Below are 24,710 nucleotides of genomic sequence, written 5' to 3'. Positions count from 1 at the left end.
AAACCTAATTATAATGTTGTTTTAAATCTTAAAACCATTGGTCAAGTCCAGTTTGTCTTGAGAGACCTTTAGTTTCTTTTATTGCTTTATTTAATCTTTCTAATGCACTTTTAACTCTTTCTTCATTAAAATTATGTTGATTTACTAAAATTTCTATAATTTCTTGTTCTTCAGGATTTTGCAAGTCTAAATTCTCTTCTGGTTTTTTCACATTCGGATTTAGAAATAGTTGCCTTATTTGATTAATATCGAAATCAATAGAATTCTTTGGAATTTCATTCGCTTCAATAATTTTTTCTATTCTTCCATATTTCTTAATTAGCCTATAAGCGGTCTTGGGGCCTATTCCTTTTATCCCTGAAGGATCATAATCTGTTCCAATTAAAATCGCTATATCTATTAATTGTTCTCTTGTTATACCAAGCTTTTTAAGTAGTGGTTCGAGTTCAATTCTTTCAGGTTTTATTTCGACGTATATGTCTTTATTAGGTAATTTTCTTTTTCCAGTTATAGTTAAGTTTCTTATCAAATTTTTCGCACCAAATAATAGTGAATCATAATCCTGGCTTGCAGTAGCAAAACTTAATCCTATTGCGTTAATATATGCTGATTCCGCTTCACCTTCAGACGGTGCTTCTACTATTGGAATACCCATACTTTTAAGCAATTTTTTTCCTTCGTCTGCCATCTCGTTTGTAAGTCTGGTTGCCATTTGAGAATACTTTTTTAACTCTGTAGTTTTTCCCTCTTCTTTTGCTTTCTCTAACTTCTTTTCCGCTTCTTCTTTTATTTTTTTACGTCTTTGTAATTCTGCAGATTTAAGCTCTGGTGGTTTTCCATCAAAAACATATATCGGTATTATACCATTTTCCATTAGATTAATGGTTCGATAAAAAATTCCACTAAGGTGGCTTGTTATTTTACCTTGTGAATCTATAAGTGGTGTACCGTCTGGTTGGCGTATAGCTGTCAAAAATTGATATATTGCATTATATGCATCAATACTTACTTTTTTCCCACGCAACTCAGCTAAGTTTATCTCAGCTTTTACGTCTTCAACTAAGTCAGATAAATCTACTCCGATTCCTTATCACCTATATAATTAATCATTCTTATATTCTCTCTTATTAACGATACTGAAATATATCCTCTTATCTCTAACGACATTAATGCTCGAAGAAAATCAGAGAAAGAAAAATCATAATCAACTTCCTTCTTAATTTCTGAATATAAATCATCGTCTTTTATTGGTCCTTCCAATTTTCTAACTTTTTCAAGGACTATATAGTTTAACGGTAATTCTCTCCACATAGTTTCACGTGAATGTACTGGGCTTTATTACTTGTCTAGGTAATTGTTGTCTAGCTTTTTCTATCCAATTCTGGTAGAATTGTGCCATATCTTGTGTTACTGATGGTTTAACTTTCCTCATAGCTAGTTCAAAATGTCTCATTTCTATTTTTATGCTAGCTCCACTCATGCATTCTTTCATTTTTGTATCCCTACAATCTCTGTCATCACTTGGGCATAATTCACTAACTTTAGTTATGCAACCTCTCATTCCCTCTCTTATAGCTATCATTGCTGCTTCTCTTACTAATGCTGCTAGGTCTGCTCCTGTATATCCGTCAGTCTTTTCAGATAGCTCTTCAAGATTTACATCATCATTTAAAACTACCTTTCTTGTATGAACTTTCAAAATTTCATATCTAGCATTTTTATCTGGAGGTGGTACATAAATTAGTTTTTCAAATCTGCCAGGTCTTAGTAATGCTGGATCTAGTATATCTGGTCTATTAGTTGCCGCTATTATAACTACATTATCTAATTTTTCTATTCCATCCATTTCAGCCAACATTTGGTTTACTAATCTTTCTGTGACACCAGTATCTGAGGATAAGCCTCTCATAGGAGCTATTGCATCGACCTCGTCAAAGAATATAACCGCTGGGGCATACATTCTCGCCTTCCTAAATATTTCTCTTATTGCTTTTTCGCTTTCTCCTACCCATTTGGATAGTACTTCTGGTCCTTTTACTGCTATGAAGTTTGCTCCGCTTTCTGTGGCAACTGCTTTGGCTAACATTGTTTTACCTGTTCCTGGTGGGCCAAATAATAGTATACCCTTTGGCGGTTCAACACCAGCAGTCTCATAATACTCTTGGAATTTAAGAGGATATTCTGCAACTTCTCTTAATTCTTCTTTAATATCTCCTAGTCCTCCTATGTCATTCCACTTTACTTCTGGAACTTCGATATATATTTCTCTAAATCCGCTTGGTACAATTTCCTTATGCGCTTTAGTAAAATCTTCCATCCTTACTTCCATCTGTTCTAGGATCTCTGGTGGAACTTTATCTTGACTTATATCTATCATTGGTAGATATCTTCTTAATGCTATCATTGCTGCTTCTCTTACTAATGCTGCTAGGTCTGCTCCTGTATATCCATGAGTTATATCTGCCATCTTTTCTAGATCTACATCCTTAGATAATGGCATATTTCTAGTATGAATCTGTAAGATCTCTAGTCTACCTTGTTTATCCGGTAAAGGTATTTCAATTTCTCTATCAAATCTTCCAGGTCTTCTAAGAGCTGGATCTACTGCGTTAGGTCTGTTGGTTGCAGCTATTACTATCACGTTACCTCTATTTTCTAGTCCATCCATTAATGTAAGTAATTGAGCTACTACTCTCCTTTCTACTTCACCTATCACTTCATCTCTTTTAGGTGCTATAGCATCTATTTCATCAACAAATATTATCGCTGGTGCATGTTTCTTTGCATCATCAAAAATTTCTCTTAATCTTTGTTCGCTCTCTCCATAAAACTTGCTCATTATTTCCGGTCCATTAATTGACGTAAAATATGCATCTGTTTCATTAGCTACTGCTTTGGCTAATAATGTTTTTCCTACTCCAGGAGGGCCATATAATAGTATCCCTTTTGGTGGCTCAATTCCAAGTCTCTTAAATAGTTCTGGATGTCGTAATGGCAATTCTACTAATTCTCTAATCTTCTGTATTACATTCTTCATTCCTCCTATGTCTTCATAAGTAACTCTAGGATACCTACTCTGTTCTATTGGTTTATCACTTATAGTTATACTAGTCTCGTCAGTTATCATTACTACTCCTGTAGGTCTAACTTGAATAACAGTAAATGGTATAGCTTGGCCTAATACTGGTATTAGAACTGTATCTCCTTCTACGAAAGGAAATTCTTTTAGTTTTTTCTTTACATATGCTACGAAACCTGGATCCACAGTTATAGAGAAGTTTGAAGGAGCTAACTTTATAGAAGTAGCCGTCTTTACATTAGCTTTTCTTACTACCACCTTATCTCCTATTGAGACGCCAGCGTTTTTCCTTGTTATACCATCCATTCTTATTATATCTTTTTCTCCTGTCATATCCTCAGGAGCCAAAGGCCATGCTATTGCTGCAGTTTTTCTTTGTCCCTCAATTTCTACTACATCGCCTGGACTAACGTCTATTTGTGTCATCATATCAGTGTCAATTCTTACTCTTCCTCTACCTACATCTTTTTGTCTAGCTTCAAGCACTTTAAGTATTAACTCACGTCTCTGGTTTGGTTGAACCTGAGAACTAGCACTCAAGTTTTATCTCCACTAAAATAATATGATACAGAGGATAAAAGAGATTAACTTTATTCTTTTTAAAAACCTAGCCTTGTTATTCCAACAACTTCAGCATGGCTTACGCCTTCAACTTCTGATGCCAAATTTTCCAAAGTATCGGTCCCACCTTCTGTTTGCTCTGGCATTTGAATATATAGAACAAGCGCCTTTAAGCCATACGCTATTGGTTCAGTATCTTTTCTAACTAATTTATATCCTTCAGGCAATTTCTTCGATATATTATCTGCTAAATTATCTAGATTTACATCGTCTCCTTCAGGAAAAACCTTCAGTACAACTAATACATCTGTCATTATACCACCTTACGGTCCAGTAAATCCACATTTTGGGCATGTATATTCAACGCCCTGTAATCTGCAATACATATCTCTCTGTATTAGAACCTCTCCACAATTAGGACAATAGAACGCTACTCCTCTTTCTCTAGGATGTATTATTCTTCCACAGCTTGAGCATACTGGAGGAACTATTTCTTCCTTCAAACTAAGCTTAACTGACATTTTCTAATCCCTTTTATTAACCACTCTATATAGCTTATAAATGTATCAGAGTGGTTTTGATATAAATGAAGATGGTTATAATTGTAAGAACGGACATTAAGATGGGGAAAGGGAAAATTGCAGCTCAAGTAGCTCATGCAGCAGTATCTTTAGTCATAGATATATTGAATTCAAGTAATTCAAGATGGAAAAGTTGGCTTTTTGAATGGTTAAATGAAGGTCAGCCTAAAATAGTAGTGAAAGTAAATTCTATTGTCGAGCTCAATACTAAAATAGAAGAAGCTAAAGAACTAGGCTTACCTATTTCATTAATAGAAGACGCAGGAAGGACGCAATTGGAACCAGGTACAGTAACATGTGGTGGAATAGGTCCTTCAGAAGATTATTTAATAGATAAAATTACGGGTGATTTAAAATTACTTTAGATCCTTTAGATCTTTCTATAGGTATTGAAAAATTATATTATAATTGGAATAAAATTAGTGCAAAGATACCTAGACCAGAGGGATTTACAGTCATAGAAGAAGTAAATTACACTCCTGTAACGGAATGGAAAGGAGACGAAATAGGGAATTTTGCGTTTTATTTATTAGAAAAAGTTAATAGGGATCATTTTTCAGTAATTAATGAATTAAGCAGAATATTTCATAAGAAGGTAAGGTATTTAGGTATTAAAGATACAAACGCAATTACTTTTCAATTAATTTATACAGATGCTCCCTCAAACGTGAAAGAATATAATGGAAATAATTTCCATGTAACTTTTTTAGGATATTATAACTCTAAAATATCTCATACTGGAAATATTTTTAATATTCGTCTAATTTCTGATGACGAGGAGGAAATAAAAACACGATTAAATATAATTTCTCAAAATCCTTATTTACCAGCATATATAGGATATCAGCGTTTTGGAACCAAAAGACCTATTACACATATCGTAGGTAGGTATTTGCTTAAAGAAGAATGGTGTAAGGCTATAATGTATATATTATCAATGCCCTTCTACTCAGAGTCAGATATAATGCGAGATATAAGGAAAATGATTTATAACAATAATTATGAAGAGGCATTAAGATATATCCCTAGTTCATTTGCACAGGAGAAAACGCTATTAAAAAATCTTATTAGGTCTGGAAATTGTTATGAAGCACTAAAATCTTCTAAAATACCGCTATATTTTTATGTAGAAGCTTATCAGAGTTATTTGTTTAATAGATACTTATCAAGAAAAATTGATGAACTAAGAGATATTCCTGATAAGGATAACTTCACATTAACCTTTCCTTTAGAAATTTCAAAATGTGATGACGACTGTATAAGAATATTAGATGAAGAAGGTATTTTCGAAGAGGAATTTAAGAATAATGAATTAAAATTTAACCTTAAACCTATAACTAGAAAGGCATTCATGAAAATAAGAAAATTGAAATATGAAAACGGTAGTATAACATTTGCAATAGATAGAGGAATGTATGCAACAGTATTCTTAAAAGAATTATTAAACGCAAACCCTTTGGAGATTACTTAAGGCACTAGTCTTTTCTTGTCTCTTGGGAATAATGAGATCTCTTTTACATTCTGTAATCCAGTAAACATTATCATTAATCTCTGTAAACCCATTCCGAACCCAGCGTGTGGAGGCATTCCATAATCGAACCATTTAATGAAGAACTCAAAGTTTATAGGATTAAGCCCTCTAGCTTTTAGTTCCTTCTCAAGAACTTCCCTTCTGTAATTTCTAGTACTTCCAGATACTAGTTCTAACCATCTAAATATTAGATCGAAACTTTCGCTTATTTCTGGGTTATCATCCTTTCTTTTTGTATAAAATGGCCTTGCCAAGGCTGGCCATTCTGTTATAAAATATAGGTCTTGCCCTAATTCTTTATTTAGTATTCTTAACTCTGGAGTTCCTATATCATCTCCAAATTTAATATTTGTCCCTTTACTTTGTAACATTTCGATAGCATCAGAATAAGTTATTCTTTTTATTGGCTTTGAAATTTCAGGTAATTCGTAGTTAAGAGTTTTTAGTTCATTTTCATTATATTTTTTAACATATTGCACCATGTTAACTATCAAGTTCTCTATTATGTTCATTATATCATTATAATCTGCAAATGCCATCTCTACATCCATGCTGACAAATTCTGCCAAGTGATACGGGGTATCGGATTCTTCCGCACGCCACGCAGGTGCTATTTCAAATACTCTTTCTACAGCACCAGCTAATAATTCCTTGTAAAGCTGTGGGCTTTGGGCAAGAAAAGCCTCTTTCCCAAAATATATAACAGGGAATAATTGTGCTCCTCCTTCAGTTGCAGTAGCTATTATTTTAGGTGTAAAAATTTCTGTAAATCCTTCGTTATATAGTGTTTCTCTAAAGGATTTTACTACATTGTTTTGAATTTTTATTACTGCTTGCATCTCTAATCTTCTTAGATCCAATAGACGTTCTTTTAATCTTGTATCAAGGTCTGCTTTTACTTTATCAGAAACATCTAAAGGTAATGGTGATTTAGCTATACTTAAAGGTATTACTTCTATTGCATGAATTTCTACTCCGTTAGGTGCTCTATTATCAGCCTTTACTATTCCTCTTACCATTATTGTAGATTCTTGAGTTAGATCTTTAGCAACTTGAAAGGAATTAGAATTTTTATCTATTACAATTTGGCCTAATCCTGTCTTATCTCTAAGTATTAGAAACTTTTTACCACCAAGATCTCTAACGAGGTGAACCCAGCCTGCTAGTGTTATTTCCTTACCTTCCATTTGAGGTACTATTTGGTTTATAAAATGTGTTCTGAGCATTATTCAACCCTTATTTTTACTCGTGTATCATGAATTTTAGACAATGCAGATTCTAATACTAGTGCGTCTGCTGGTAGTAATCTTCTCTCTGTTCTTGATACTCTTATTACATATTGTACTGATCCATCAGGTAACCAGACCGTATTAACTCCTAAAACTCTAGCTGGAGATAATAGTTGTACTGCACTACTTTTTATATTACTTGTTTTTTCAATTATTCTTACTTTCATACCTAATTTCTCTTGTAATACTTTAGCTACCTTAATCCACTTCTGTATTGTCATAGAAGGTCCACTGCTTACTAGTAGAATTAAAAGATTATTCACTTTTATTGCTTTATAATAAGTAGAATCTTTAAGCTCTTTGAATTGAGTATCTTCTAAATCTAACAGAATTTTCATTACATTTATCTCAAAACTGTCCACTTGTCCACTGTCTACTAAGCTCTGGCACCTATTACAAAGAAGTCCACTCTTAACACACAAATAATCAAGAGGAATTTTCATCCGAATTCCACACTCCTTTTTTACCGCAATATTTATGAACTAGTCAGATATATAAGTAGCGGGTAATGGAATGCCTCTTACAGACCCCGTAAAATTGCAGATAGTACAGCAGAGAGTATTCATAAAAAAAGTATGTAGAAATTGTGGCGCATTAAATTCTATAAAAGCTACAAAATGTAGACGTTGTCATAGCACTAATTTAAGACCAAAAAAGAAAGAGTTGCCAACCAAGAAAGCATAAATTTTTTCTATATTTTAAATCCTATCATATTTAATCTGTCTTTTATACTCTTAGAGTTTTCTTCGAAAAGATTAACATGCTTTTTTAAATAATCTCTATCTATAGTAAGTTTTCCTTCACCTACTAAATATAATAAGGTTTTTAGTTCGTCTTCATCTTCCTCTCTGTACGCATTAGCTTTTAATAGAATATAATCCTCCAATTTAATTACTTTAAAGTCATATTTGCCAATTTTTCTTTCACTAGCGCTATTTATAATTTCTTTGGGCACATAAAAGTCTTGAAAATTTTCATAGAAATCTACTTGTAATTGATCATCGTTTATTGGAATTACTAGTCGTGGTGTGTCTAATGGAGTTGAACCGTAATCCCAGCCTTTATTATAGGCAAATTCTCTGATTTTATCACTTTCCGTTATAACACTTATTGATAATGGGAAAAGATCCACATCACTTTCAGTTCCTTTTCGTTTAAGGCATAGGTCGACTACTGTATCTCCTATTATAACAAAATCTGTTATTTCTTTTATCTCTGATAATACTTTCCCTATGTCATTAAAATTTATCAATTAACCTCACAAGTCTTTCACTGCAATTACTTTATAATTTTTAACTCATAATTTTATACTTGAGGCTGGGGTGGCCGAGCGGTCTAAGGCGGCACTGCCCATCGGTAGCGCTAGGGGCCGCAGTGGGTCGCAGAGACCCGTTAGTCACGGGTTCGAATCCCGTCCCCAGCTTTTAAGCTTAAATTAATGAATTTCATTAATATTTTGATGCATTTTGAGCCAGCCTAAAAGGAAAGAAGAAACTGTTGGAAAAGAAATGTCTGGGGATGAGGCGCTGGCCTTTGTCGTCAAGGAACTTGGTGTAAATAAGGTTTTTACTACAATTTCATTACCTGAGTTTTTAGCAGAAAGATTTAAACAATATGGAATTTTTCTTGATTATAATATTTCATCTAGAGACGCATTATTGCAATCTTATACATATGCGATGGAAAATAATACAGCCGGTGTAGTTATCCAGGTTCCAGGTACGTCTCTATTAGACGGCATAGGTGTTATAGCGCAAGCTTTTAGTGATTCAGTCCCATTATTAATCATTTCAACTATAAGATCCTACAGAGATATAGGTAGGGCTAGAGTTGGAGAATTAAGAACTAATGATGATCTTTCTGCAATTTTGTCTCCTATAACAAAAATAAGGGAAAGAGCGATAAGTATAGAAGAAATAACTGTTAATGTAGAAAAATGCTATAAGGAAGCTTTAAGTAACAGGATGAGGCCTGCATACGTAGAGATAGCTGAAGACTTATTTAAGCTTAAGGCATATCCTTTATCTCCAGCAGAACAGAAACCAGAAAAGAAAACACCAGATAAGAATACTGTAGCTAAAGTAGCTGAAGTTCTAGCTAATTCTAAATTACCATTAATAATTGCAGGTTACGGAGTAATAGCTAGTGAATCTTCAAAGGATTTAGTAGAATTAGCCGAAATATTAAAAGCACCAGTAATAACTACTATTAGAGCTAAAGGCGCAATACCATCTTCTCATCCTCTTTTTGCTGGAGAAGGTTTAGGATTATTTGGTACAGATATTGCTAATAAATTATTAAGCGAAGCAGATTCTATATTGATTTTAGGATCTAGACTTACGCAATTATCTACAGCAGGTTGGTCAATGAAATTCAAAGGGTTTACTATGCATAACAATATTGATGGGGAAGATATAGGAAAAATTATAATTCCTCATCAGCCTATAGTTGCAGATACAAATTTATTTTTAAGAGAATTACTTACGCTTTTGAAACAAAAAAATATTTCACGCGATATTGATATAGAAAAAGAAATTCGTATAAACAAGAAACTTCCTTCATTGAAACCACATAATAATCTATGGCCATACGATGTGGTAAGGTTACTTCAACAGTTCACTTACGATAGGATATTTGTAGACTTATCTGCAGTTACTTTTGATTCAATAAGAATGCCTATAGAAAGGCCTATTTGGTTTACTAGTGAAAGTCTATTAGAAAAGGGTATTGGAATTGCAGGGATTATAGAGTCTAAAACAAATTCTCTAGGCATAATAGATATATCTACAGCAGAGAAGAACCTTAGTTTACTACACTATAAATCTAGAGAAGCTAAAGGTACTATAGTTATATTTAACGATGAGGCTAGTTCTTACTTAGATACTACTAAGTCTGACATGCCAACTATAGGTAGAACGAATTATGTTATAGATATAGATAGAGAGCTAGAATCAATAGGAGCTATAACTGTTGATACTTATATGGATCTTAAAGACGCATTAAAAAATAGAAACTCAGAAAGGCTAAATATAATAAATGTTAAAATAGATCCCAATTACGAGTCAGTTGTGCTTTTCCGTACTTCTTGATTTTTTTCTAGTTATTATGAATCTGCTAAAAGCTATTATGCCTATTACTCCACCTAGGTATATAATATTAACATAGTTGATATTTGCTGTTAGTACATCTATTATTATTTCTCTAGAAATGAACGACATTGTAGCATCGAGGACATATACTATACTTCTACCCTTTCCTTCAAAAAAATCAAAAACGCTTAAATAAATCTCAAGAAAGACTACTATCAATAATGCATTTTCCAAAGTTACGGATGCTACGGCAAGTAAACCTTGATTTAAAGAGTAGATTATACTGAATATGGTAGATAGTATTACGGCAAACAATCCTAGTATAAGCAAAAACTGGACTACCAACGATGTAACTTTCATTATTAGTTTGTTAAATGGAATCTTGAGCTTGAATTTTCTCAATTTCATGCTTCTTTTAACTATCTTGTATTATGAATAATATATTAATCTAGATATCGTATGAGGTTTTTGCTACAAATATTCTAAGTAACTTTAGTTCAGATAACGTTAAGAGATAAGTAATATTCCTAAAGATTCAATTTTTATATTATTCTAAAAAGAACTTTTCAGTATAGTACAAATAATTTTTTTTAAAAAAGAAAAATTATCTCTGTGTAATTTTCATCATTATTGAATACTATATCTAATATGGGCCCAGCGGGACTTGAACCCGCGATCACTACCGTGTGAGGGTAGCGTCCTAACCAAGCTAGACTATGGGCCCATAAATAACATCTATTAAGTTAGCTAAAAAATTAAGCTAATATAGATATCGCAACAACGTATCCAGATTTAAAATCTGCTATATCTGGGTCAATATTTATTGCAGTTATTCTTTGGTCTGGATTAGACAGATCTAATATTATTACGTTAAAATCTGGGTAAAGTTTTTTTCCGAGTAATTGAATCTTATTTGCATCATTTATATTAGTTGAAAAACCTAATATTCCAGCTCCCTGAGAAATATTTGGCCCTAGGACTGATTTCATCGAATGTAATATTGGATTTTTGGCTTTTTATACTATACGTATCGAACTTACAATATAAGATGGCAATGATAAAGGTAATATTTGGTACTTATGGTGATAATAACATATTACCCTTATTATATGAAGTTGTAAGATCTTTTAAGGTAAAAATAGGTATTGATGTGGAAACAGATCTCTTATACGACTATGAATATCCTACTCTTGAAATAGATGGAAAAAGAGTAATCTTTGATTATTCTAGTGAAGAAGAGGCTAAAGAGAAGCTTTTAAGACTAATTAAAGGGGAAATAATGGAAGGTAAAAATACAAAGAAGCTATTGTCCCAAGAAAATTATATATTTGGAAATGGAGCAACGATTTATTAATTAAACTATCTAAATGTGAGCATGAACATTATAATTGGTGGAGGTTTAATAGGGTCACATATTGCTAAAGAAAAGGGAGGCATAATTTTAGAGGAACAACCATATATAGGCGGATTATTTTCCTTATCTTTTAAAGATCTCGGTATAACTTTAGTTCCTCCATTAGTGAAAGATAAAATATTAGTAAATAAATTCTTTAGTAATCTAAAATTCGACGAATTCAGGCCTCAAGTTATATATGAAAAAGAGAAATATCTTAAAGATAAAGTATGCGATTCTTGTGAGGAACTACCTAGTTGGCTTAGTTTTGATAAAACTATATATAATATTGAAAATCCTTCTGATATAATTTATTCTAATAATAAGGTAATTTTTGCTCATCCTGTACTTATAAATTCTAATGATAAGAAAATAATTACGAATAGGGGTAATGTGATAACGTATGATAAAATTTATAATACTGGTTCCAGATTAAAATTGAATAAACTACTCGGAATAGATGAGAATCTAGGATATATTTCTCTATTTGATTTTATATTGATATCACAGCATAAGGATACTGAGTGGAACATATATATTAATGGTAGTGCTGGTATCATTTTCTCATATATTATTAAAATTCAGAAAAACGATTTAGATATTTATTATGTATATTCTTTCTTTAAATGGGGAAAGAAACTTCCTGATATTTATAGGGTTCTTGGCGATTTAAAAAGGCTAAAAATAATCAACAAAGATGAGATACTAGCTTATAGGAGTCATGTAATAAAAGAAGCAATATTGTATGGCGAACCAGTACCTAGAAAAGTTAATTATGTAGAAGACTGCGGAAGATTAGGCTTGTGGAAGAATTTCAGTATTGAGGAATCTTTAAATTCAATCCGTACATGCTAAATTCTTCTGAGGCCAATAGCGATTTTTCTGCAGAATCTTTAATGTTATTTCCAAGTAATCTAAGTGTGAAATAATATCCTAATAAGAAATCTCCATTCCCTATTTCATAATTACCTACTATTGATGATTCATAATCTGTATGTTCATTATTGTAATAAAGTGTAAAACCTTTTGATCCATGGGATATCAGTATCTCTCTAAATCCTAATGCATACAGCTTTTCAATATCTAATCCAGATTTTTCCAGCTCTTCATCATTAGCATGAAATACCATGTAACTTCTATTTATAGGTAAACTGGCTTGCTCTAATTTAATTTCTTCATTTTCGTTACAATTTCTAATAAACCCTTGAAGATCTAGGGCTATAGGTAAATCGGTTTTTATATCGATAGGAACTTCTTTACATACAGGGTTAATTATTATTCCATTATAATTATTAAGAATGTCATAATCAATATGAATTTGGTTATTTTTCCTAATAAGAAAAATTTTACGAGAACCATTATTTAGAACTATTTTAAATCTTATATTATGCTCAATGACTTCTATAGATTTCTCTACAATAAAACCAGGAATATCAAATACAAAATCTTTTCCCTTTATTGAAAAAACCTCTGGGACTCCACCAGCTTTAAATACACCATAGCTGGAAAAAATTGGGGCACCTCCAGGTCTCTCGTATGTTGCGGAGTTCTCATGAATCTCATCTATTGTGTATCCCCCGAGAATTGCTATGTTAATCCTCTTCATTATTTTCCTCTCCTTCGTCTTCCTCTTCGAATTCTATAGGTCTTTTCTTTGTCCAAAGATTATATTTATGCGCATTAATGTGTCTAATTAAATCTTCTGTATGAAAAAAATAGCTACTATAATCCGGAATTCCTCCAGATTTACATGAGGGACTGCAAAGAGGACATGCATATATTTTTAGCGTTTCATCGTAACAAACTTCAAAAGGTTTGTTATTTACTTCTATTTCAACAATTTTCCATTTAGGTAACCATCTATTGCTCATTTTTTACCTTAGTAGATATTTATAGTTTATACTTCTTAAATATTATTCCATGAAATCACAGTAAAATTTAAAAAGCTTACTCCAATAGGTGAATTGGCGAAATAATAATTGTCATCCTCCTCTCTTCTCAATCTACCTCTCAGTTTAAAAACTATGTACGATATAGCTGAGTTTATTCTTAGGGGTGTTCAATTAATAAAACCCGAACAAGTAGAAAAAATGGTAAATGAGCTGGAAAATTTTTATGCTAATAATAGGAATGGAAAAGTATTAGTAATGGGCGCTGGAAGAAGCGGCCTGGTTGGAAGAGCCTTTGCTATGCGTCTTTTGCATCTAGGCTATAATGCTTACGTTTTAGGAGAAACCATAGCACCGGCTATAGGAGAAAAGGATATAGCTATTGCAATTTCTGGTTCTGGTAGGACGCGTCTAATTCAAACTGCTGCTGAGGCGGCAAAAGAAGCTAAAGCTACATTGATAGCTATCACAAGTTATGCAGACAGTCCAATAGGTAAAATAGCAGATATAGTTGTTGAAGTACCCGGTAGAACTAAATATTCACAAAACGAAGACTATTTTGCAAGGCAAATTTTGGGCATTACTGAACCTTTAGCTCCTTTAGGTACATTATTTGAGGACACAACACAATTATTTTTGGACGGAATTGTAGCAGAACTCATGATACGTCTTAAAAAATCAGAAGAAGATCTGAGGCAAGTTCATGCTAATATAGAATTATGATATTTTAACTGATAGAGATACTTTCTAAATTCTTATTGATAGTTTATTTAATCTTGGTAAAAACGTTATAAAGAAAAATTCAAGACTAGAAATTTTATGGAATCTACAAATACTGCCATTTGAATAATTATTTTATTAAGCACTGCGATTAAATTATCTTAGATATAGCCCAATTTTTCTTATTGTGAACTCCTACGGTGATTTTCACGAACAACACTCCTAAACAAGAAGACAAGCTTTACAAGGGTGAGACTAAGAAGACTAGGTATAGGAGAGGAGGTGGTGAAGGCCCTCAAGTTGACCCCAATCAAGTAGTTCCTTCGGCTCTTCAAGCTATCGCCTAGCCATGTTAGAGGCAAAGCATGTGGAGCCTACCATGCCCTAACCTGTAGACCCAAAATCTTATTACTAAAAATAATTTTTATTTGTTATTAGTAATTCATGAGGATTTAATGAAATTAGATAATTAATTTTACAGTATTTTTTAGAAATTTTTAAGGATTGTATTAGATCTTTTATATTTCTACAAGTAAACTGAGGAATATTATAATATTAGAAAATGATAAAGACATGAATAATGAAATCTGCTTTATTTGTATCAATTATTTAATACATTATTCTTATTACTCATGTTTATGAGTATAATGAAATATGTTCCTTATGAAGAAAAATATGAGGTTAATATTGAATTTATATTTGTAAAATGATTTTGGGTCTACCCTTACGGATGGAGTCTTCCATCCCCTTTGAACCTATATAGATTAATTAGTTGGGGAGAGTAATACTCTCCAACTGGGAAACATGGTCGACCCTTTGACTGAAGCAAAGTCTTCGAACGGGGGCGTGACAAACCCCTACCATCGGACTGAACATTGTGATAATATGCACGGATATAGGTGTGATAAAGAGGTAGGGATCCTAGGAATAGACATATCAAAAGATCATCTAGTATCGAGTGAGGGGAGGGTCTACGAGAACAACAAGAAGGGTTATGAAGAAATACTAAAAGTGAAACTAAACACAATAGTGGTCGAACCGACAGGAGCATACTCAATAAAACCATGTCAATACTTCAAGGAAAAAGGGATCAAGATACTACAAGTAAGCCCAAATATACTATGGAAGGAGAAGGACTTGAGAGGAAAGAAAACAGATTTTTACGACGCACAAAAACTAATAAACATGGCAAACAAGGCAAAGGAGTACAACTACAACCCATTGAAAGAACTAGTAACACTATATATCTTCCTAAAAGACCTTGAAGTAAAGTACAAGAACAGGGTAAAAAGAGCACTATTCCTAGTCAGTGACGAGGAAAAAATAAGCAAGGAAATGCTTGAAGAATTCTCTAAAGGAAACTTCAAAATACAATTATACAACTTAGAGTACACAAAGATCGTACTTGAAGAAATCGAAGTATTATCTAAAGCACTACTGGAAACAAGCGAGAAAATAAAAGAAGTAGAGAAAATGATACAATTACAGTCTGAAAATCACGTTCTATTAACTATACCGGGAATAGGAAAACTTTCTTCGGGAATAATAATAGGCATTGTTGGAGACATTAAACGCTTTCCTAACCCTGAGTCCTTCGTAGCCTACTGTGGTTTAGACCCAATAGTTGAGAGGAGCGGTAAAGCTACTGTAAGTAAGGGAATATCGAAGAAGGGTAATAAGTACTTGCGCAGCTTGTTTTCCTCGCTGAGATGAATTACTCTCGTAATCCTACATTACTAGAATTTTACGAGAACCATAAGGAAAAGTTGAAGGGAAAGAAGTTGTACACTGCTTTAGCCAGGAAATTGGCTAGAATAGTTTGGAGTGTTTGGTATAATAATAAGCCTTATGAGCCTAAGTGATCCTCCCCAAATCGCCACGTGGATTGAAAGGTACACGTGGCAATCTTAGTTGACATTATGCTTGAAGTTCAACCGAAATATTTATTACTGAACGCCCCTGCTCATGATAAATTATCCATTTTTCTGCTTGTGATTGTTTCAGAGAACTGTGAGATTATATAAATACTGATTTACAATTATGATGGACAATAGATTAGCTTTAATATTGTTAATATTGATGCCAATATTTCTTGCAATAGTATATAGAAATCCGTTTTTCCTAATAATTTTGGTATTGTCTATATTCGTTTTAACTAGATGGAAAATATTGAATATTAACTCAATAAAATCTTTTTTAGTTAAGCAACGTGTGGAAGCTTCTTTACAAGTAGAAAACGGCGTAATATGTAAAGGGAATGATTATATTGCTGTTGTAGAAATAGACGATATACCATATGACTATAGAGATTTCTCAGACAACGAAATAAAAAACTCAATAATAGCTTTTCATAAAATTATTAATCTTGGTACGCAAGTAGATATTATATTTCGCAAGAAATATATAGATTCTGTAAAATATAAGGAAAATCTTCTAAATAAGGCGCAAAATTTAAGAATAATGGTAGATTCTGATCCATCTAATGCCAAAGCTAGAAAGGAGCTAGATTTAATTAATTCTATTTTGAAAAAAATTAGTGAAGGCGAAATTCCTTTTAAATATGAGATTTTTTTACTAATATACGGATCATCTAAGGAAGAAGTTCTACAGTTAGCTAAGGTAGTTATGAGAGGACTTGAGGGATTAAATATTAAATCTAAGATTGCAAGTAAGAACGATATTTTGGACACAATATTTTTGGAAGAGTCGAAATCAAATAAAACAGCTTTATCATTTCAAGTTCCATTCTTAACACCGTTTTCATTAGAGAAATTGCCTAGTGTTGAAATAAGAACAGACGGAATATTCTTGGGTAAGGACATTGAAAAGAACATGCCGGTATTTTGGAATGTTAGTAAAGCTGAGAATCCTCATGTACTTATTGTAGGTCCTACTGGTTCCGGTAAGACCGAATTCTTAATATCTTTAGGAGCTAAATTATCTTTACAAGAAAACGTTCCAACAGTTTTCTTTGATATCAAAGGAGACATTAAGTCTCGATTAAGAAAATATGGTTTAAGCTTCAGATTATTGAACCCATTAATTTATAGTATATCTCTTTTAAGATCTCAATATGTATATTCTAATATTAGATCTATCCAAATTGAGAAAATAATTTCAAATTCTTTCAACTTGGATAGAGTATATAGTTCAATAGTTTTTAATTTAGTAAATACTGCTCTGGAAAACGTAAAATCAGGAAAGATAAATAATATAAACTGGGATTATATTGATGAAAAAGCTCGTTTAGAATTTGATGAAATTACATATGTAGTATTATCAAAAATATTTGGTACTATCAAAATAGTAGATCACGAGAATTCATCCATTGTTGATCAGATACATGATGGAATTAATGTAATAGACTTAAGTCTGATCAAATCAGAAATCCTTCGTAAATTAGTCATTTTTTCAATTATAACCGATTTATATAATAAGTATTCGTCAAATGTGGACGAAGGTTTAAAAATTTCTTTAGTGATAGATGAAGCCTGGACAATACTTAGAAGCGAGAAGGACGAATATCCAATAGTAACTGATATTGTAAAAAGAGGAAGGGGATATGGCATTTCTATACTTATGGCAACTCAAAATATTGAGGATCTGGGAGAATTATCTGATATATATTTAGATAATGTTGGTTTATTAATGGTAATGAATAATGGTGATAAAAGATTTTGGTCAGAAACTGTAAAAAGATTTGTAAACATAAGTAATGAGGAGATAGTTAATAGGTTGTCGTTCTTAGGAAGAGGGGAAGCACTTATTAGATTTATAGGAGATCCTAGACCAATGCTTATTAAGACGCATGTATTAACTAGTAGCTCTCTCTAATATAGCTTGAATAGCACTTTTAATCTTATTATAAATAAAATCATCTTTTATGTTATTTATGCTTATTTCTTTAATTGCATCATTATCAAAAACTATGTTATAATCTATTTTATCATTATCTTTTGATTCTTCTAGGATTTTACTTAGTGCATTTATATATGCCCTTTGAAGAGATATTTTTTTCCTTATTATTATTTTAGCAATGGGAGGCGTAAAGTATACTTCGGCTATTATCTCTCCTTTACGATTTTTTATTGAATCTAAACTTCCTTTATTTCCTTTAATTGGGGCATAACCAGACTCCAATAAACTTAGTAAATATTCATAGTACTCTATTTCCTTTTTTAAGGACGAAATTTTGTTTTCTAAAAATTTCTTTAACTCATCAGTGTTTGCTTCCATCATTTTAAACTAGTAGAATTCATTATTATTTATAAGTGAAGTGTTGTTTTTGAACATAATGGTTAAAGTAGCAGTTATAGGCGGTTCGGGTTATACTGGAGGAGAGCTACTAAGATTATTGGCAATACATAGAGATGTAGAAGTAACACTAGTTACCTCTAGGGAATATGCAGGTAAACCAATATCCTTAGTACATCCAAATCTAAAAGGATTTTATAACATAAACTTCTCAGATTTTTCTATAGATAAAATTGGTAACAAGGCAGATACTGTATTTTTGTCATTACCTCATAAAGTCTCAATGAATTATGCGCCAAAGCTATTAGAAATGGGGATGCAAGTTATAGATTTAAGTGCAGACTTTAGATTGAAAGATCCAGAAGTGTACAAAAAATGGTATGGAATAGAACATCCATATCCTGATTTACTTAAAAAATCAGTATACGGTATGCCAGAACTTCACTATGAGGAGCTTAAAAATGCCAAATTAATCGCTTCGCCTGGTTGCAATGCTACAGCCACTATTCTAGCATTAGCACCAATAGTATCTTCTAATATTACCGACGATAATAGGTTTATAAGTGACGTTAAAGTATCAAGTAGTGAAGGAGGAGCTAAACCTAAAGAAGGATCTCAGCACTCAGAAAGAGCTAATGCCATAAGACCTTATGAGGCTACTGGACATAGGCATGCAGCAGAAGCTGAACAAGAGTTAAGTATAATCGCAGGAAAGCAAATTAAAGTTAGTATAGTTCCTCATGCTGTAAGTAGTATAAGAGGTGCATTATCCTCAGCCCATTTATGGATGTCGCAATCATATAGCGAGATGGATATATGGAAAAAAGTAGCGGAATTTTATAGAGGCAAAAAATTCATAAGGATAATAAGAGGTAATGTTCATCCATATCCTGATCCTAAATATGTTATAGGGAGCAATTTTGCCGATATAGGATTTGCTATAGAAGAACGCTTAAACAGATTAACAATGTTCTCTGCTATTGATAATTTAATGAAAGGCGCCGCAGGCCAAGCTATTCAAAGCTTTAACATCTCAAATAAATTTGAAGAAGAAGAAGGATTAAAAACGCCACCATTGAGGCCAGCATAATGATAGTAGTAAAGACTGGAGGTAGGGTAATTAAAGATTCTTTTGATTCATTGATTAGAAGCGTTCTTAAATATGATAACAAAATCGTTCTTATACATGGAGGGGGAGATATAGTAACTGAGTATTCAAAGAAAATGGGTATAGAACCAGTATTTGTTACATCTCCTGAAGGCATAAGAAGTAGGTATACTTCTAAAGAAGAATTAGAGGTTTATATAATGGCAATGAATCTTATAAATAAAAATATAGTAAAATCACTAGCTAGTAATGGAAAGAAATGTATTGGATTAACAGGAGCTGATGGGCCTATAGCTATAGCAGAGCGAAAAAAAAGAATCATGATTATTGATGAAAGGGGAAAAAAACGAATAATAGACGGAGGATATACTGGGAAAATTACTCAAGTTAATTCAAATTATATATTTTCGCTTCTTAACATTTTTGATGACATAATAATAGCTCCTTTAGCTATTGATATTGATGAGAATACTTTGCTAAATGTGGATGGAGATCAAATGGCCTTTAGTATAGCTAAGGCTATAAAAGCCGATACATTAATCCTCTTAACAGACGTAAATGGTGTGATGATGGAAGGTAAAATTATAAACAACATAAGTGCCGAAGATGCCAGAGATCTTTCACGTAAAGTAGGAGCTGGGATGAATAGAAAACTTCTAATGGCTTCTGAAGCCATTAGTTCTGGTGTAAAAAAAGTAATAATAGCTCAAGGCAAGATTGAAGATTCTATAAATAACGCTTTAAACGGGAATGGAACGGTGATAAGTTGAGTAGTAAAATAGACGAAAATGATTTAAAAATATTAGATTTTCTAAAAAAGAATGCTAGGACTCCTTATACTATTATAGCTAAAGATTTGAAGGTTAGCGAAGCTGCAGTTAGGAAGAGAATAGAAAAACTAATCCGTCTAGGTGTAATAAAAAGATTTACAATAGAGTATGAGCTAGAAAACGAAGTAAAAGCAATAGTTATGGTAAAATCTACTCCGCAAATACCTACTCCAGAGATTTCTAAGAAGTTAGTAAAGATCTCTGGAGTTGAGACCGTTTATGAAACTACTGGCGATTATGATATAATAGTTGTTGTAAGAGGAATTAATATCTCGTCGATTAATAAAACAATAGATGAGATTAGAAGTATTCAAGGCGTTATAGGTACAAATAGTACTATTATATTGCGTACATGGTTCTAATTTCGAACCGTTTATTTTCATATAAGCTTTTGAACACTTAACTAGTATAGTTGATACTTGACCAATCATGGTAACTCTAAAATGTCCCGTATGTGGAGGAAATATAAATTTAGAAGACGATGCATTACCTGGAGAAATAATAGAACATGAATGCGGAGCACAATTAGAAGTGTATAATGATAATGGCAGATTAGCCCTTAGATTAGCAGAACAAGTAGGTGAGGATTGGGGAGAGTGATTTTAGGAATATCTTATGACCTAGTTAGATGGGAAGAAAAAAATTTAATACATGAAGGGCAAAGATTAGGTCACAAAGTTATACCTCTATTTTCTAAGGATTTTTATTTACTTTTTTCCGAAGCGTATACAATACCTAACATGGATGTAGTTTTACAAAGAAATGTTGCACATAGTAGAGCATTTGCAACTTCCTTGATTCTTGAAAATGCTAATTATAAAATTATAAACGATTCATATACCTTGCTTAGGTGCGAAAATAAGTTAGTAACAACGTCTCTTTTGTCTAAACATGGAATTCCAGTGCCCAAGACAGGAATTGCCTTTTCCAAGGAAAATGCATTTAGTCTAGCAAGCAAGCTAGGATATCCTACCGTGATTAAACCTATTGAAGGAAGTTGGGGGAGGATGGTTGCCAAAGCAGATAACGAAGATTCTTTAAGAAGCTTCTTGGAATATCAGGATTATTCAATGTTACAATATAAGAATATATATTATATTCAAGAATTTGTTAAAAAGCCAGATAGAGATATAAGAATATTTGTAGTAGGAGACGAAACACCCGTTGGAATATATAGGATCAATTCAAATAATTGGAGAACAAATACTGCATTAGGTGCTATAGCTAAGCCATTAAAGATTGATGACGAATTAAGTGAGTTAGCGATAAAAGTAAAGGAAGTAATAGGAGGCTTTTTCTTAGGAATAGATATTTTTGAAGATAAAGAAAGAGGATATTTAGTTGATGAAGTGAATGGTGTTCCTGAATATAAGAACACCGTTAGAGTAAATAATTTTAATTTATCTGAGTTTTTAATTAAAAAAATTGAGGAGTGGATTAGAAAATGAAATTAGTTACATTTTACTCTGGAAGAGGTATAAATATTGTAAAGGGAGAGAACCAATACGTTTGGGACGATAAAGGGAATAAATACTTAGACTTACATGCTGGTCATGGCGTTGCATTTCTAGGTCATAACAATAAGACAATAGTTAGGTATCTAGAGAAGCAAATGTCAGAGATTATGACATTAACTACGGCCTTCAATACTCCAATTAGAGAAGAAATGTTAAAAGAATTAGACAAAGTAAAAACAGGAAATTTAGATAATGTATTTCTTCTTAATAGTGGTAGCGAAGCAGTAGAGCTTGCAATGAAATCTGCAAGAAAAATTACTGGTAGAAAGAAATTTATAGCATTTAAGAACTCTTTCCATGGAAGAACGTCTGGTTCATTATCAGTAACATGGACGAAAAGATATAGAGAGCCATTTGAACCATTACTAGGTCCGGTAGATTTTCTAGATTTCAATAATATAGACGAATTAAAGAAAATAGACGAGAATACTGCAGCTATTATAGTAGAGCCAGTTCAGGGAGAAGGTGGAGTAATTCCAGCTAAAGAAGATTTTATGAAAGCTCTCAAAGAAGTGAGTCAGGATAAAGGAGCATTATTAATAGTGGACGAAGTTCAATCAGGATTTGGAAGAACTGGAAGAGTATGGGCTCATCAGCATTTCGGTATTGTTCCAGATATAATGACTGCTGGAAAAGCTATAGGAGGAGGTTTTCCAGTAAGTGCCGTATTCATGCCAGATTGGATAGCCGAAAAATTAGGAGAAGGAGATCACGGAACAACATACGGTGGAAATCCTATGGCAGCAGCCGCTGTTACTGCAGCTACAAAGGTCTTAGTTGAGGAAAATGTTGCAGAACAAGCTAAGGAAAAAGGAGAAATATTTATGAGAATGCTTAAAGACTCTCTTGGTGACTTTAAATCTGTTAGAGAGATTAGAGGATTAGGTCTGATGATAGGTATAGATTTAAGGCTTAATCCAGCTCATGCTATAAAAGTACTTCAAGATAGTAAAATACTGTCATTAAAAGCTGGATTGACTGTTATAAGATTCTTATCGCCATATATGATTACTCAAGAAGATATGGAGATGGTAGTAAATGCTGCAAGAAAAGGAATTTCTGAAACAGAAAGCAAAGCAGTTACTTCTTAGTATACTTTCCATTTATACTCCCTCTGGAAATGAAAAAAATGCTGAATCTTTTTTTATTAATGTTTCGAAGGAGTTTAACTTACCTTTGAAAATAACTAAATCTAATTCCTATTTTTTGAGTCCTGGAGGAAAAATTCTTTTAGCTCCTCACGTAGATACAGTACCAGGTTTTATTGAGCCACATATTGAAAATGATATTGTATTTGGCAGAGGTGCGGTAGATGATAAAGGTCCGTTAATAGCTATGTTATTAGCCACTTGGATAGCATTAGAAAATGGAAAAAAAGTTTCATTTATTGCTTTATCTGACGAGGAAAATAAAAGTGCAGGAGCTAGAGAACTTCTTAATGAAGGTATAAATTTTGAACATATAATAGTTGGTGAACCTACAAATACTAAGAATGTAGTTACTGAATATAGAGGATTAATGCATTTAGATATTATTTGCAAAGCTAAAAGCGAACACTCATCTTCCGCTACTCAAAATATAATTATTGATATGTCTAGAAAAATTAATGAAATATCTTTATTACCCTCTACGTATGATAAACCATCCATAGTTCCTACAATTATAAGGTCTGGAGAATACATGAATGTTACACCTTCAGACGCTTACTTGCATTTAGATGTTAGATATCCTTATAATACGGATAAGTCCAATATACTATCTCCTATTTATGAGCAATTCAAAGATTGTGAAATTAAAATAATAGAATCTGTAGATCCAGTAAAAGTTAGTGTAAATAGTCCTGCAGTAAAAGCAGTAATGAAAGGTCTTATAAAGCAAGGTATCAAGCCATCTATTGTTAGAAAAGCCGGCACTAGTGATATGAATATTCTAAAAAATATAACTCAGAGTATAGTTACATATGGTCCTGGAGATTCTAAATTAGAACATACTGAGTTAGAAAAAATAACTCTTGATGAAATATATATAGGTATACAAACTTATCTAAATGCGATAGAAGAGTTATGCTAAATAGCCTACTTAAGCCGGCTTATATATTTTATGAAAAAATGCTTTGGAATCAGATTAAAGAAGGTCCTATACCAGCACATGTCGGCATAATTCCTGACGGTAATAGAAGATGGGCTAGGCAAACTAATTCTAGCATTCAAGAAGCATATCTAGCCGGATATAAGAAATTAAGAGAGGTTCTTATTTGGCTTCTAGAATTAGGTGTAAAGAATGTTACTGTTTTCGCGTTATCTACTGAAAATTGTGATAAGAGAAGCCAAACAGAATTAAATACTATTTTAAAGTATATAAAGATGGGAATAGATGATTTATTATATGAAGATTTTGTTCCAAAATATAAAGTTAGAGTAAGGACTATAGGAAAAACTGAGAAATTACCAGATGATCTTAAGCTTAGTATTTCTAAAGTAGTTGAAAGTTCCTCAAATTTCAAAGATAGAAAGCTAACATTAGCAATATGCTATGGTGGAAGGCAGGAGATCTTGGATGCAGTTTCTAAGTTAGTTGTAGACTACAAAAAAGGTCTGTTAGATAGTAACGTGTTAGATGAAACTGTATTTAAAAAGTATTTTTATGATGAAGAACTAGAAGATATTGATCTAGTAATACGAACTTCTGGTGAAATGCGCATAAGTAATTTCCTTTTATGGCATATGGCATATTCAGAATTGTTTTTCTGTGATGCATATTGGCCAGAATTTAGGAAAATAGATCTTTGGAGGGCAATAAGATCCTATCAGCGCAGAAGAAGAAAATTTGGAGCTTAATCTTATTTACTCTTATATTCAAAATAGTTCTG

The 24,710-nt window shown here is 32.5% G+C and carries 30 protein-coding genes, 2 tRNA genes and 1 pseudogene; 19 read left to right on the top strand and 14 right to left on the bottom strand.

The features are described from left to right. Positions 1–28 precede the first annotated feature (28 nt). The 5 genes from fen to DFR85_RS22540 are packed head-to-tail and all read right to left on the bottom strand — an operon-like array spanning position 29 to position 4,161. Positions 29–1,084 carry a flap endonuclease-1 gene (gene fen / locus DFR85_RS22560; RefSeq protein ID WP_110270211.1) on the bottom strand — a complete coding sequence of 352 codons (1,056 nt, stop codon included), beginning with the start codon at positions 1,082–1,084 and terminating at the stop codon, positions 29–31. Continuing rightward, the gene (locus tag DFR85_RS22555) at positions 1,075–1,311 is read right to left on the bottom strand and encodes a hypothetical protein (RefSeq protein WP_110270210.1); all 237 of its coding nucleotides are present in this window, start codon (positions 1,309–1,311) and stop codon (positions 1,075–1,077) included. Before DFR85_RS22555 ends, fen begins: the two co-directional genes overlap by 10 nt. 4 nt (positions 1,312–1,315) lie before the next feature. Beyond that, entirely contained in the window at positions 1,316–3,619 is a 2,304-nt protein-coding gene (locus DFR85_RS22550; RefSeq protein ID WP_110270209.1) for a CDC48 family AAA ATPase, read from the bottom strand. Positions 3,620–3,678: 59 nt separating this feature from the next. Continuing rightward, complete coding sequence (locus DFR85_RS22545; protein ID WP_110270208.1) at positions 3,679–3,954, bottom strand: elongation factor 1-beta; 276 nt, start codon at positions 3,952–3,954, stop codon at positions 3,679–3,681. Positions 3,955–3,963: 9 nt separating this feature from the next. Then, entirely contained in the window at positions 3,964–4,161 is a 198-nt protein-coding gene (locus DFR85_RS22540) for a zinc finger domain-containing protein (RefSeq protein WP_110270207.1), read from the bottom strand. 65 nt (positions 4,162–4,226) lie between these two features. Here DFR85_RS22540 and pth2 point away from each other — a divergent pair, with 65 nt between their 5' ends. Then, positions 4,227–4,586, top strand: coding sequence for a peptidyl-tRNA hydrolase Pth2 (pth2, locus tag DFR85_RS22535; RefSeq protein ID WP_110270206.1), 360 nt, complete (start codon positions 4,227–4,229; stop codon positions 4,584–4,586). Further along, complete coding sequence (gene truD, locus DFR85_RS22530; protein ID WP_349290778.1) at positions 4,577–5,692, top strand: tRNA pseudouridine(13) synthase TruD; 1,116 nt, start codon at positions 4,577–4,579, stop codon at positions 5,690–5,692. Before pth2 ends, truD begins: the two co-directional genes overlap by 10 nt. Here the strand turns inward: truD and aspS are convergent. Together aspS and DFR85_RS22520 are read right to left on the bottom strand one after the other, a co-directional pair. Further along, complete coding sequence (aspS, locus tag DFR85_RS22525) at positions 5,689–6,978, bottom strand: aspartate--tRNA(Asn) ligase (protein ID WP_110270204.1); 1,290 nt, start codon at positions 6,976–6,978, stop codon at positions 5,689–5,691. The two genes, truD and aspS, sit on opposite strands and share 4 nt — an antisense overlap. Continuing rightward, positions 6,978–7,484, bottom strand: a complete 507-nt coding sequence (locus tag DFR85_RS22520; RefSeq protein ID WP_110270203.1) for a transcription elongation factor NusA — start codon at positions 7,482–7,484, stop codon at positions 6,978–6,980. Before DFR85_RS22520 ends, aspS begins: the two co-directional genes overlap by 1 nt. 70 nt (positions 7,485–7,554) lie before the next feature. Between DFR85_RS22520 and DFR85_RS22515 the strand changes: the two genes are divergently transcribed. Continuing rightward, positions 7,555–7,725, top strand: a complete 171-nt coding sequence (locus DFR85_RS22515; protein ID WP_110270202.1) for a 50S ribosomal protein L40e — start codon at positions 7,555–7,557, stop codon at positions 7,723–7,725. A gap of 7 nt (positions 7,726–7,732) precedes the next feature. On the opposite strand, the gene DFR85_RS22510 is transcribed toward DFR85_RS22515, so the two are convergent. Next, on the bottom strand, positions 7,733–8,293 hold the full coding sequence (locus DFR85_RS22510; RefSeq protein WP_110270201.1) for a nucleotidyltransferase: 561 nt from the start codon (positions 8,291–8,293) through the stop codon (positions 7,733–7,735). A gap of 64 nt (positions 8,294–8,357) precedes the next feature. On the opposite strand from DFR85_RS22510, the gene DFR85_RS22505 reads away from it, so the two are divergent. Next, positions 8,358–8,464: transfer RNA gene (locus tag DFR85_RS22505), tRNA-Cys, on the top strand. Between the two features lie 43 nt (positions 8,465–8,507). Then, the gene (locus DFR85_RS22500; protein ID WP_110270200.1) at positions 8,508–10,130 is read left to right on the top strand and encodes a thiamine pyrophosphate-binding protein; all 1,623 of its coding nucleotides are present in this window, start codon (positions 8,508–8,510) and stop codon (positions 10,128–10,130) included. Here DFR85_RS22500 and DFR85_RS22495 read toward each other — a convergent pair. From DFR85_RS22495 to DFR85_RS22485, 3 genes are all read right to left on the bottom strand, one after another. After that, positions 10,104–10,538, bottom strand: coding sequence for a phosphate-starvation-inducible PsiE family protein (locus DFR85_RS22495; RefSeq protein WP_110270199.1), 435 nt, complete (start codon positions 10,536–10,538; stop codon positions 10,104–10,106). The two genes, DFR85_RS22500 and DFR85_RS22495, sit on opposite strands and share 27 nt — an antisense overlap. A gap of 241 nt (positions 10,539–10,779) precedes the next feature. Continuing rightward, a tRNA-Val gene (locus DFR85_RS22490) sits at positions 10,780–10,854 on the bottom strand. A gap of 31 nt (positions 10,855–10,885) precedes the next feature. Continuing rightward, complete coding sequence (locus DFR85_RS22485; protein WP_110270198.1) at positions 10,886–11,119, bottom strand: hypothetical protein; 234 nt, start codon at positions 11,117–11,119, stop codon at positions 10,886–10,888. A gap of 65 nt (positions 11,120–11,184) precedes the next feature. Here DFR85_RS22485 and DFR85_RS22480 point away from each other — a divergent pair, with 65 nt between their 5' ends. Next, positions 11,185–11,484, top strand: a complete 300-nt coding sequence (locus DFR85_RS22480) for a hypothetical protein (protein ID WP_110270197.1) — start codon at positions 11,185–11,187, stop codon at positions 11,482–11,484. Positions 11,485–11,505: 21 nt separating this feature from the next. Beyond that, positions 11,506–12,378: a hypothetical protein gene (locus tag DFR85_RS22475; RefSeq protein ID WP_110270196.1), complete on the top strand. Its 873-nt coding sequence runs from the start codon at positions 11,506–11,508 to the stop codon at positions 12,376–12,378. On the opposite strand, the gene DFR85_RS22470 is transcribed toward DFR85_RS22475, so the two are convergent. Further along, complete coding sequence (locus DFR85_RS22470) at positions 12,338–13,129, bottom strand: carbohydrate kinase family protein (RefSeq protein ID WP_110270195.1); 792 nt, start codon at positions 13,127–13,129, stop codon at positions 12,338–12,340. The genes DFR85_RS22475 and DFR85_RS22470 overlap by 41 nt on opposite strands. Beyond that, the gene (locus DFR85_RS22465; RefSeq protein ID WP_110270194.1) at positions 13,116–13,394 is read right to left on the bottom strand and encodes a hypothetical protein; all 279 of its coding nucleotides are present in this window, start codon (positions 13,392–13,394) and stop codon (positions 13,116–13,118) included. The genes DFR85_RS22470 and DFR85_RS22465 overlap by 14 nt, the downstream gene beginning before the upstream one ends. Before the next feature lie 153 nt (positions 13,395–13,547). On the opposite strand from DFR85_RS22465, the gene hxlB reads away from it, so the two are divergent. From hxlB to cedB, 4 genes and pseudogenes are all read left to right on the top strand, one after another. Then, the gene (hxlB, locus tag DFR85_RS22460) at positions 13,548–14,135 is read left to right on the top strand and encodes a 6-phospho-3-hexuloisomerase (protein ID WP_110271809.1); all 588 of its coding nucleotides are present in this window, start codon (positions 13,548–13,550) and stop codon (positions 14,133–14,135) included. A 197-nt stretch (positions 14,136–14,332) separates the two neighbouring features. Then, positions 14,333–14,479, top strand: coding sequence for a hypothetical protein (locus DFR85_RS22455; protein ID WP_162582709.1), 147 nt, complete (start codon positions 14,333–14,335; stop codon positions 14,477–14,479). 457 nt (positions 14,480–14,936) lie between these two features. Then, positions 14,937–15,994: pseudogene (locus DFR85_RS22450) on the top strand (IS110 family RNA-guided transposase). Positions 15,995–16,172: 178 nt separating this feature from the next. Next, complete coding sequence (cedB, locus tag DFR85_RS22445; protein WP_110270193.1) at positions 16,173–17,966, top strand: DNA import protein CedB; 1,794 nt, start codon at positions 16,173–16,175, stop codon at positions 17,964–17,966. Here cedB and DFR85_RS22440 read toward each other — a convergent pair. Continuing rightward, positions 17,946–18,368 (bottom strand): hypothetical protein, encoded by a 423-nt coding sequence (locus tag DFR85_RS22440; RefSeq protein WP_110271808.1) that lies wholly within the window; start codon positions 18,366–18,368, stop codon positions 17,946–17,948. The two genes, cedB and DFR85_RS22440, sit on opposite strands and share 21 nt — an antisense overlap. 58 nt (positions 18,369–18,426) lie before the next feature. Between DFR85_RS22440 and argC the strand changes: the two genes are divergently transcribed. From argC to uppS, 8 genes are all read left to right on the top strand, one after another. Further along, the gene (gene argC / locus DFR85_RS22435; RefSeq protein WP_110270192.1) at positions 18,427–19,476 is read left to right on the top strand and encodes an N-acetyl-gamma-glutamyl-phosphate reductase; all 1,050 of its coding nucleotides are present in this window, start codon (positions 18,427–18,429) and stop codon (positions 19,474–19,476) included. After that, the gene (locus tag DFR85_RS22430) at positions 19,476–20,264 is read left to right on the top strand and encodes a [LysW]-aminoadipate/[LysW]-glutamate kinase (RefSeq protein ID WP_110270191.1); all 789 of its coding nucleotides are present in this window, start codon (positions 19,476–19,478) and stop codon (positions 20,262–20,264) included. The genes argC and DFR85_RS22430 overlap by 1 nt, the downstream gene beginning before the upstream one ends. After that, positions 20,261–20,686: an HTH-type transcriptional regulator LysM gene (gene lysM / locus DFR85_RS22425; protein ID WP_110270190.1), complete on the top strand. Its 426-nt coding sequence runs from the start codon at positions 20,261–20,263 to the stop codon at positions 20,684–20,686. The genes DFR85_RS22430 and lysM overlap by 4 nt, the downstream gene beginning before the upstream one ends. A gap of 67 nt (positions 20,687–20,753) precedes the next feature. Next, the gene (gene lysW/argW, locus DFR85_RS22420; protein ID WP_110270189.1) at positions 20,754–20,924 is read left to right on the top strand and encodes an alpha-aminoadipate/glutamate carrier protein LysW; all 171 of its coding nucleotides are present in this window, start codon (positions 20,754–20,756) and stop codon (positions 20,922–20,924) included. Continuing rightward, complete coding sequence (gene lysX, locus DFR85_RS22415; protein WP_110270188.1) at positions 20,921–21,772, top strand: lysine biosynthesis protein LysX; 852 nt, start codon at positions 20,921–20,923, stop codon at positions 21,770–21,772. The genes lysW/argW and lysX overlap by 4 nt, the downstream gene beginning before the upstream one ends. Further along, positions 21,769–22,932, top strand: a complete 1,164-nt coding sequence (lysJ, locus tag DFR85_RS22410; RefSeq protein WP_110270187.1) for a [LysW]-aminoadipate semialdehyde/glutamate semialdehyde transaminase — start codon at positions 21,769–21,771, stop codon at positions 22,930–22,932. Before lysX ends, lysJ begins: the two co-directional genes overlap by 4 nt. Then, complete coding sequence (locus tag DFR85_RS22405) at positions 22,880–23,911, top strand: N-acetyl-lysine deacetylase (protein WP_110270186.1); 1,032 nt, start codon at positions 22,880–22,882, stop codon at positions 23,909–23,911. Before lysJ ends, DFR85_RS22405 begins: the two co-directional genes overlap by 53 nt. Continuing rightward, positions 23,905–24,678 (top strand): polyprenyl diphosphate synthase, encoded by a 774-nt coding sequence (uppS, locus tag DFR85_RS22400; protein ID WP_110270185.1) that lies wholly within the window; start codon positions 23,905–23,907, stop codon positions 24,676–24,678. The genes DFR85_RS22405 and uppS overlap by 7 nt, the downstream gene beginning before the upstream one ends. The last annotated feature ends 32 nt before the right edge of the window (positions 24,679–24,710 follow it).

This window comes from Acidianus brierleyi (assembly GCF_003201835.2).
Classification (GTDB): Archaea; Thermoproteota; Thermoprotei_A; order Sulfolobales; family Sulfolobaceae; genus Aramenus; species Aramenus brierleyi.
The sequence above is the reverse complement of the archived record's forward strand: the minus strand, read 5'-3'. Positions and strand labels throughout refer to the sequence as shown.

Excerpts from the sequence above, each read along its gene's own strand:
- DFR85_RS22555 (WP_110270210.1), bottom strand. The coding sequence starts at position 1,311 with ATGTGGAGAGAATTACCGTTAAACTATATAGTCCTTGAAAAAGTTAGA.
- DFR85_RS22545 (WP_110270208.1), bottom strand. The coding sequence starts at position 3,954 with ATGACAGATGTATTAGTTGTACTGAAGGTTTTTCCTGAAGGAGACGAT.
- DFR85_RS22540 (WP_110270207.1), bottom strand. The coding sequence starts at position 4,161 with ATGTCAGTTAAGCTTAGTTTGAAGGAAGAAATAGTTCCTCCAGTATGC.
- pth2 (WP_110270206.1), top strand. The coding sequence starts at position 4,227 with ATGAAGATGGTTATAATTGTAAGAACGGACATTAAGATGGGGAAAGGG.
- aspS (WP_110270204.1), bottom strand. The coding sequence starts at position 6,978 with ATGCTCAGAACACATTTTATAAACCAAATAGTACCTCAAATGGAAGGT.
- DFR85_RS22520 (WP_110270203.1), bottom strand. The coding sequence starts at position 7,484 with ATGAAAATTCCTCTTGATTATTTGTGTGTTAAGAGTGGACTTCTTTGT.
- DFR85_RS22515 (WP_110270202.1), top strand. The coding sequence starts at position 7,555 with ATGCCTCTTACAGACCCCGTAAAATTGCAGATAGTACAGCAGAGAGTA.
- DFR85_RS22495 (WP_110270199.1), bottom strand. The coding sequence starts at position 10,538 with ATGAAATTGAGAAAATTCAAGCTCAAGATTCCATTTAACAAACTAATA.
- DFR85_RS22485 (WP_110270198.1), bottom strand. The coding sequence starts at position 11,119 with ATGAAATCAGTCCTAGGGCCAAATATTTCTCAGGGAGCTGGAATATTA.
- DFR85_RS22480 (WP_110270197.1), top strand. The coding sequence starts at position 11,185 with ATGATAAAGGTAATATTTGGTACTTATGGTGATAATAACATATTACCC.
- DFR85_RS22475 (WP_110270196.1), top strand. The coding sequence starts at position 11,506 with ATGAACATTATAATTGGTGGAGGTTTAATAGGGTCACATATTGCTAAA.
- DFR85_RS22470 (WP_110270195.1), bottom strand. The coding sequence starts at position 13,129 with ATGAAGAGGATTAACATAGCAATTCTCGGGGGATACACAATAGATGAG.
- DFR85_RS22465 (WP_110270194.1), bottom strand. The coding sequence starts at position 13,394 with ATGAGCAATAGATGGTTACCTAAATGGAAAATTGTTGAAATAGAAGTA.
- hxlB (WP_110271809.1), top strand. The coding sequence starts at position 13,548 with ATGTACGATATAGCTGAGTTTATTCTTAGGGGTGTTCAATTAATAAAA.
- cedB (WP_110270193.1), top strand. The coding sequence starts at position 16,173 with ATGATGGACAATAGATTAGCTTTAATATTGTTAATATTGATGCCAATA.
- DFR85_RS22440 (WP_110271808.1), bottom strand. The coding sequence starts at position 18,368 with ATGGAAGCAAACACTGATGAGTTAAAGAAATTTTTAGAAAACAAAATT.
- argC (WP_110270192.1), top strand. The coding sequence starts at position 18,427 with ATGGTTAAAGTAGCAGTTATAGGCGGTTCGGGTTATACTGGAGGAGAG.
- DFR85_RS22430 (WP_110270191.1), top strand. The coding sequence starts at position 19,476 with ATGATAGTAGTAAAGACTGGAGGTAGGGTAATTAAAGATTCTTTTGAT.
- lysW/argW (WP_110270189.1), top strand. The coding sequence starts at position 20,754 with ATGGTAACTCTAAAATGTCCCGTATGTGGAGGAAATATAAATTTAGAA.
- lysJ (WP_110270187.1), top strand. The coding sequence starts at position 21,769 with ATGAAATTAGTTACATTTTACTCTGGAAGAGGTATAAATATTGTAAAG.
- DFR85_RS22405 (WP_110270186.1), top strand. The coding sequence starts at position 22,880 with ATGCTGCAAGAAAAGGAATTTCTGAAACAGAAAGCAAAGCAGTTACTT.
- uppS (WP_110270185.1), top strand. The coding sequence starts at position 23,905 with ATGCTAAATAGCCTACTTAAGCCGGCTTATATATTTTATGAAAAAATG.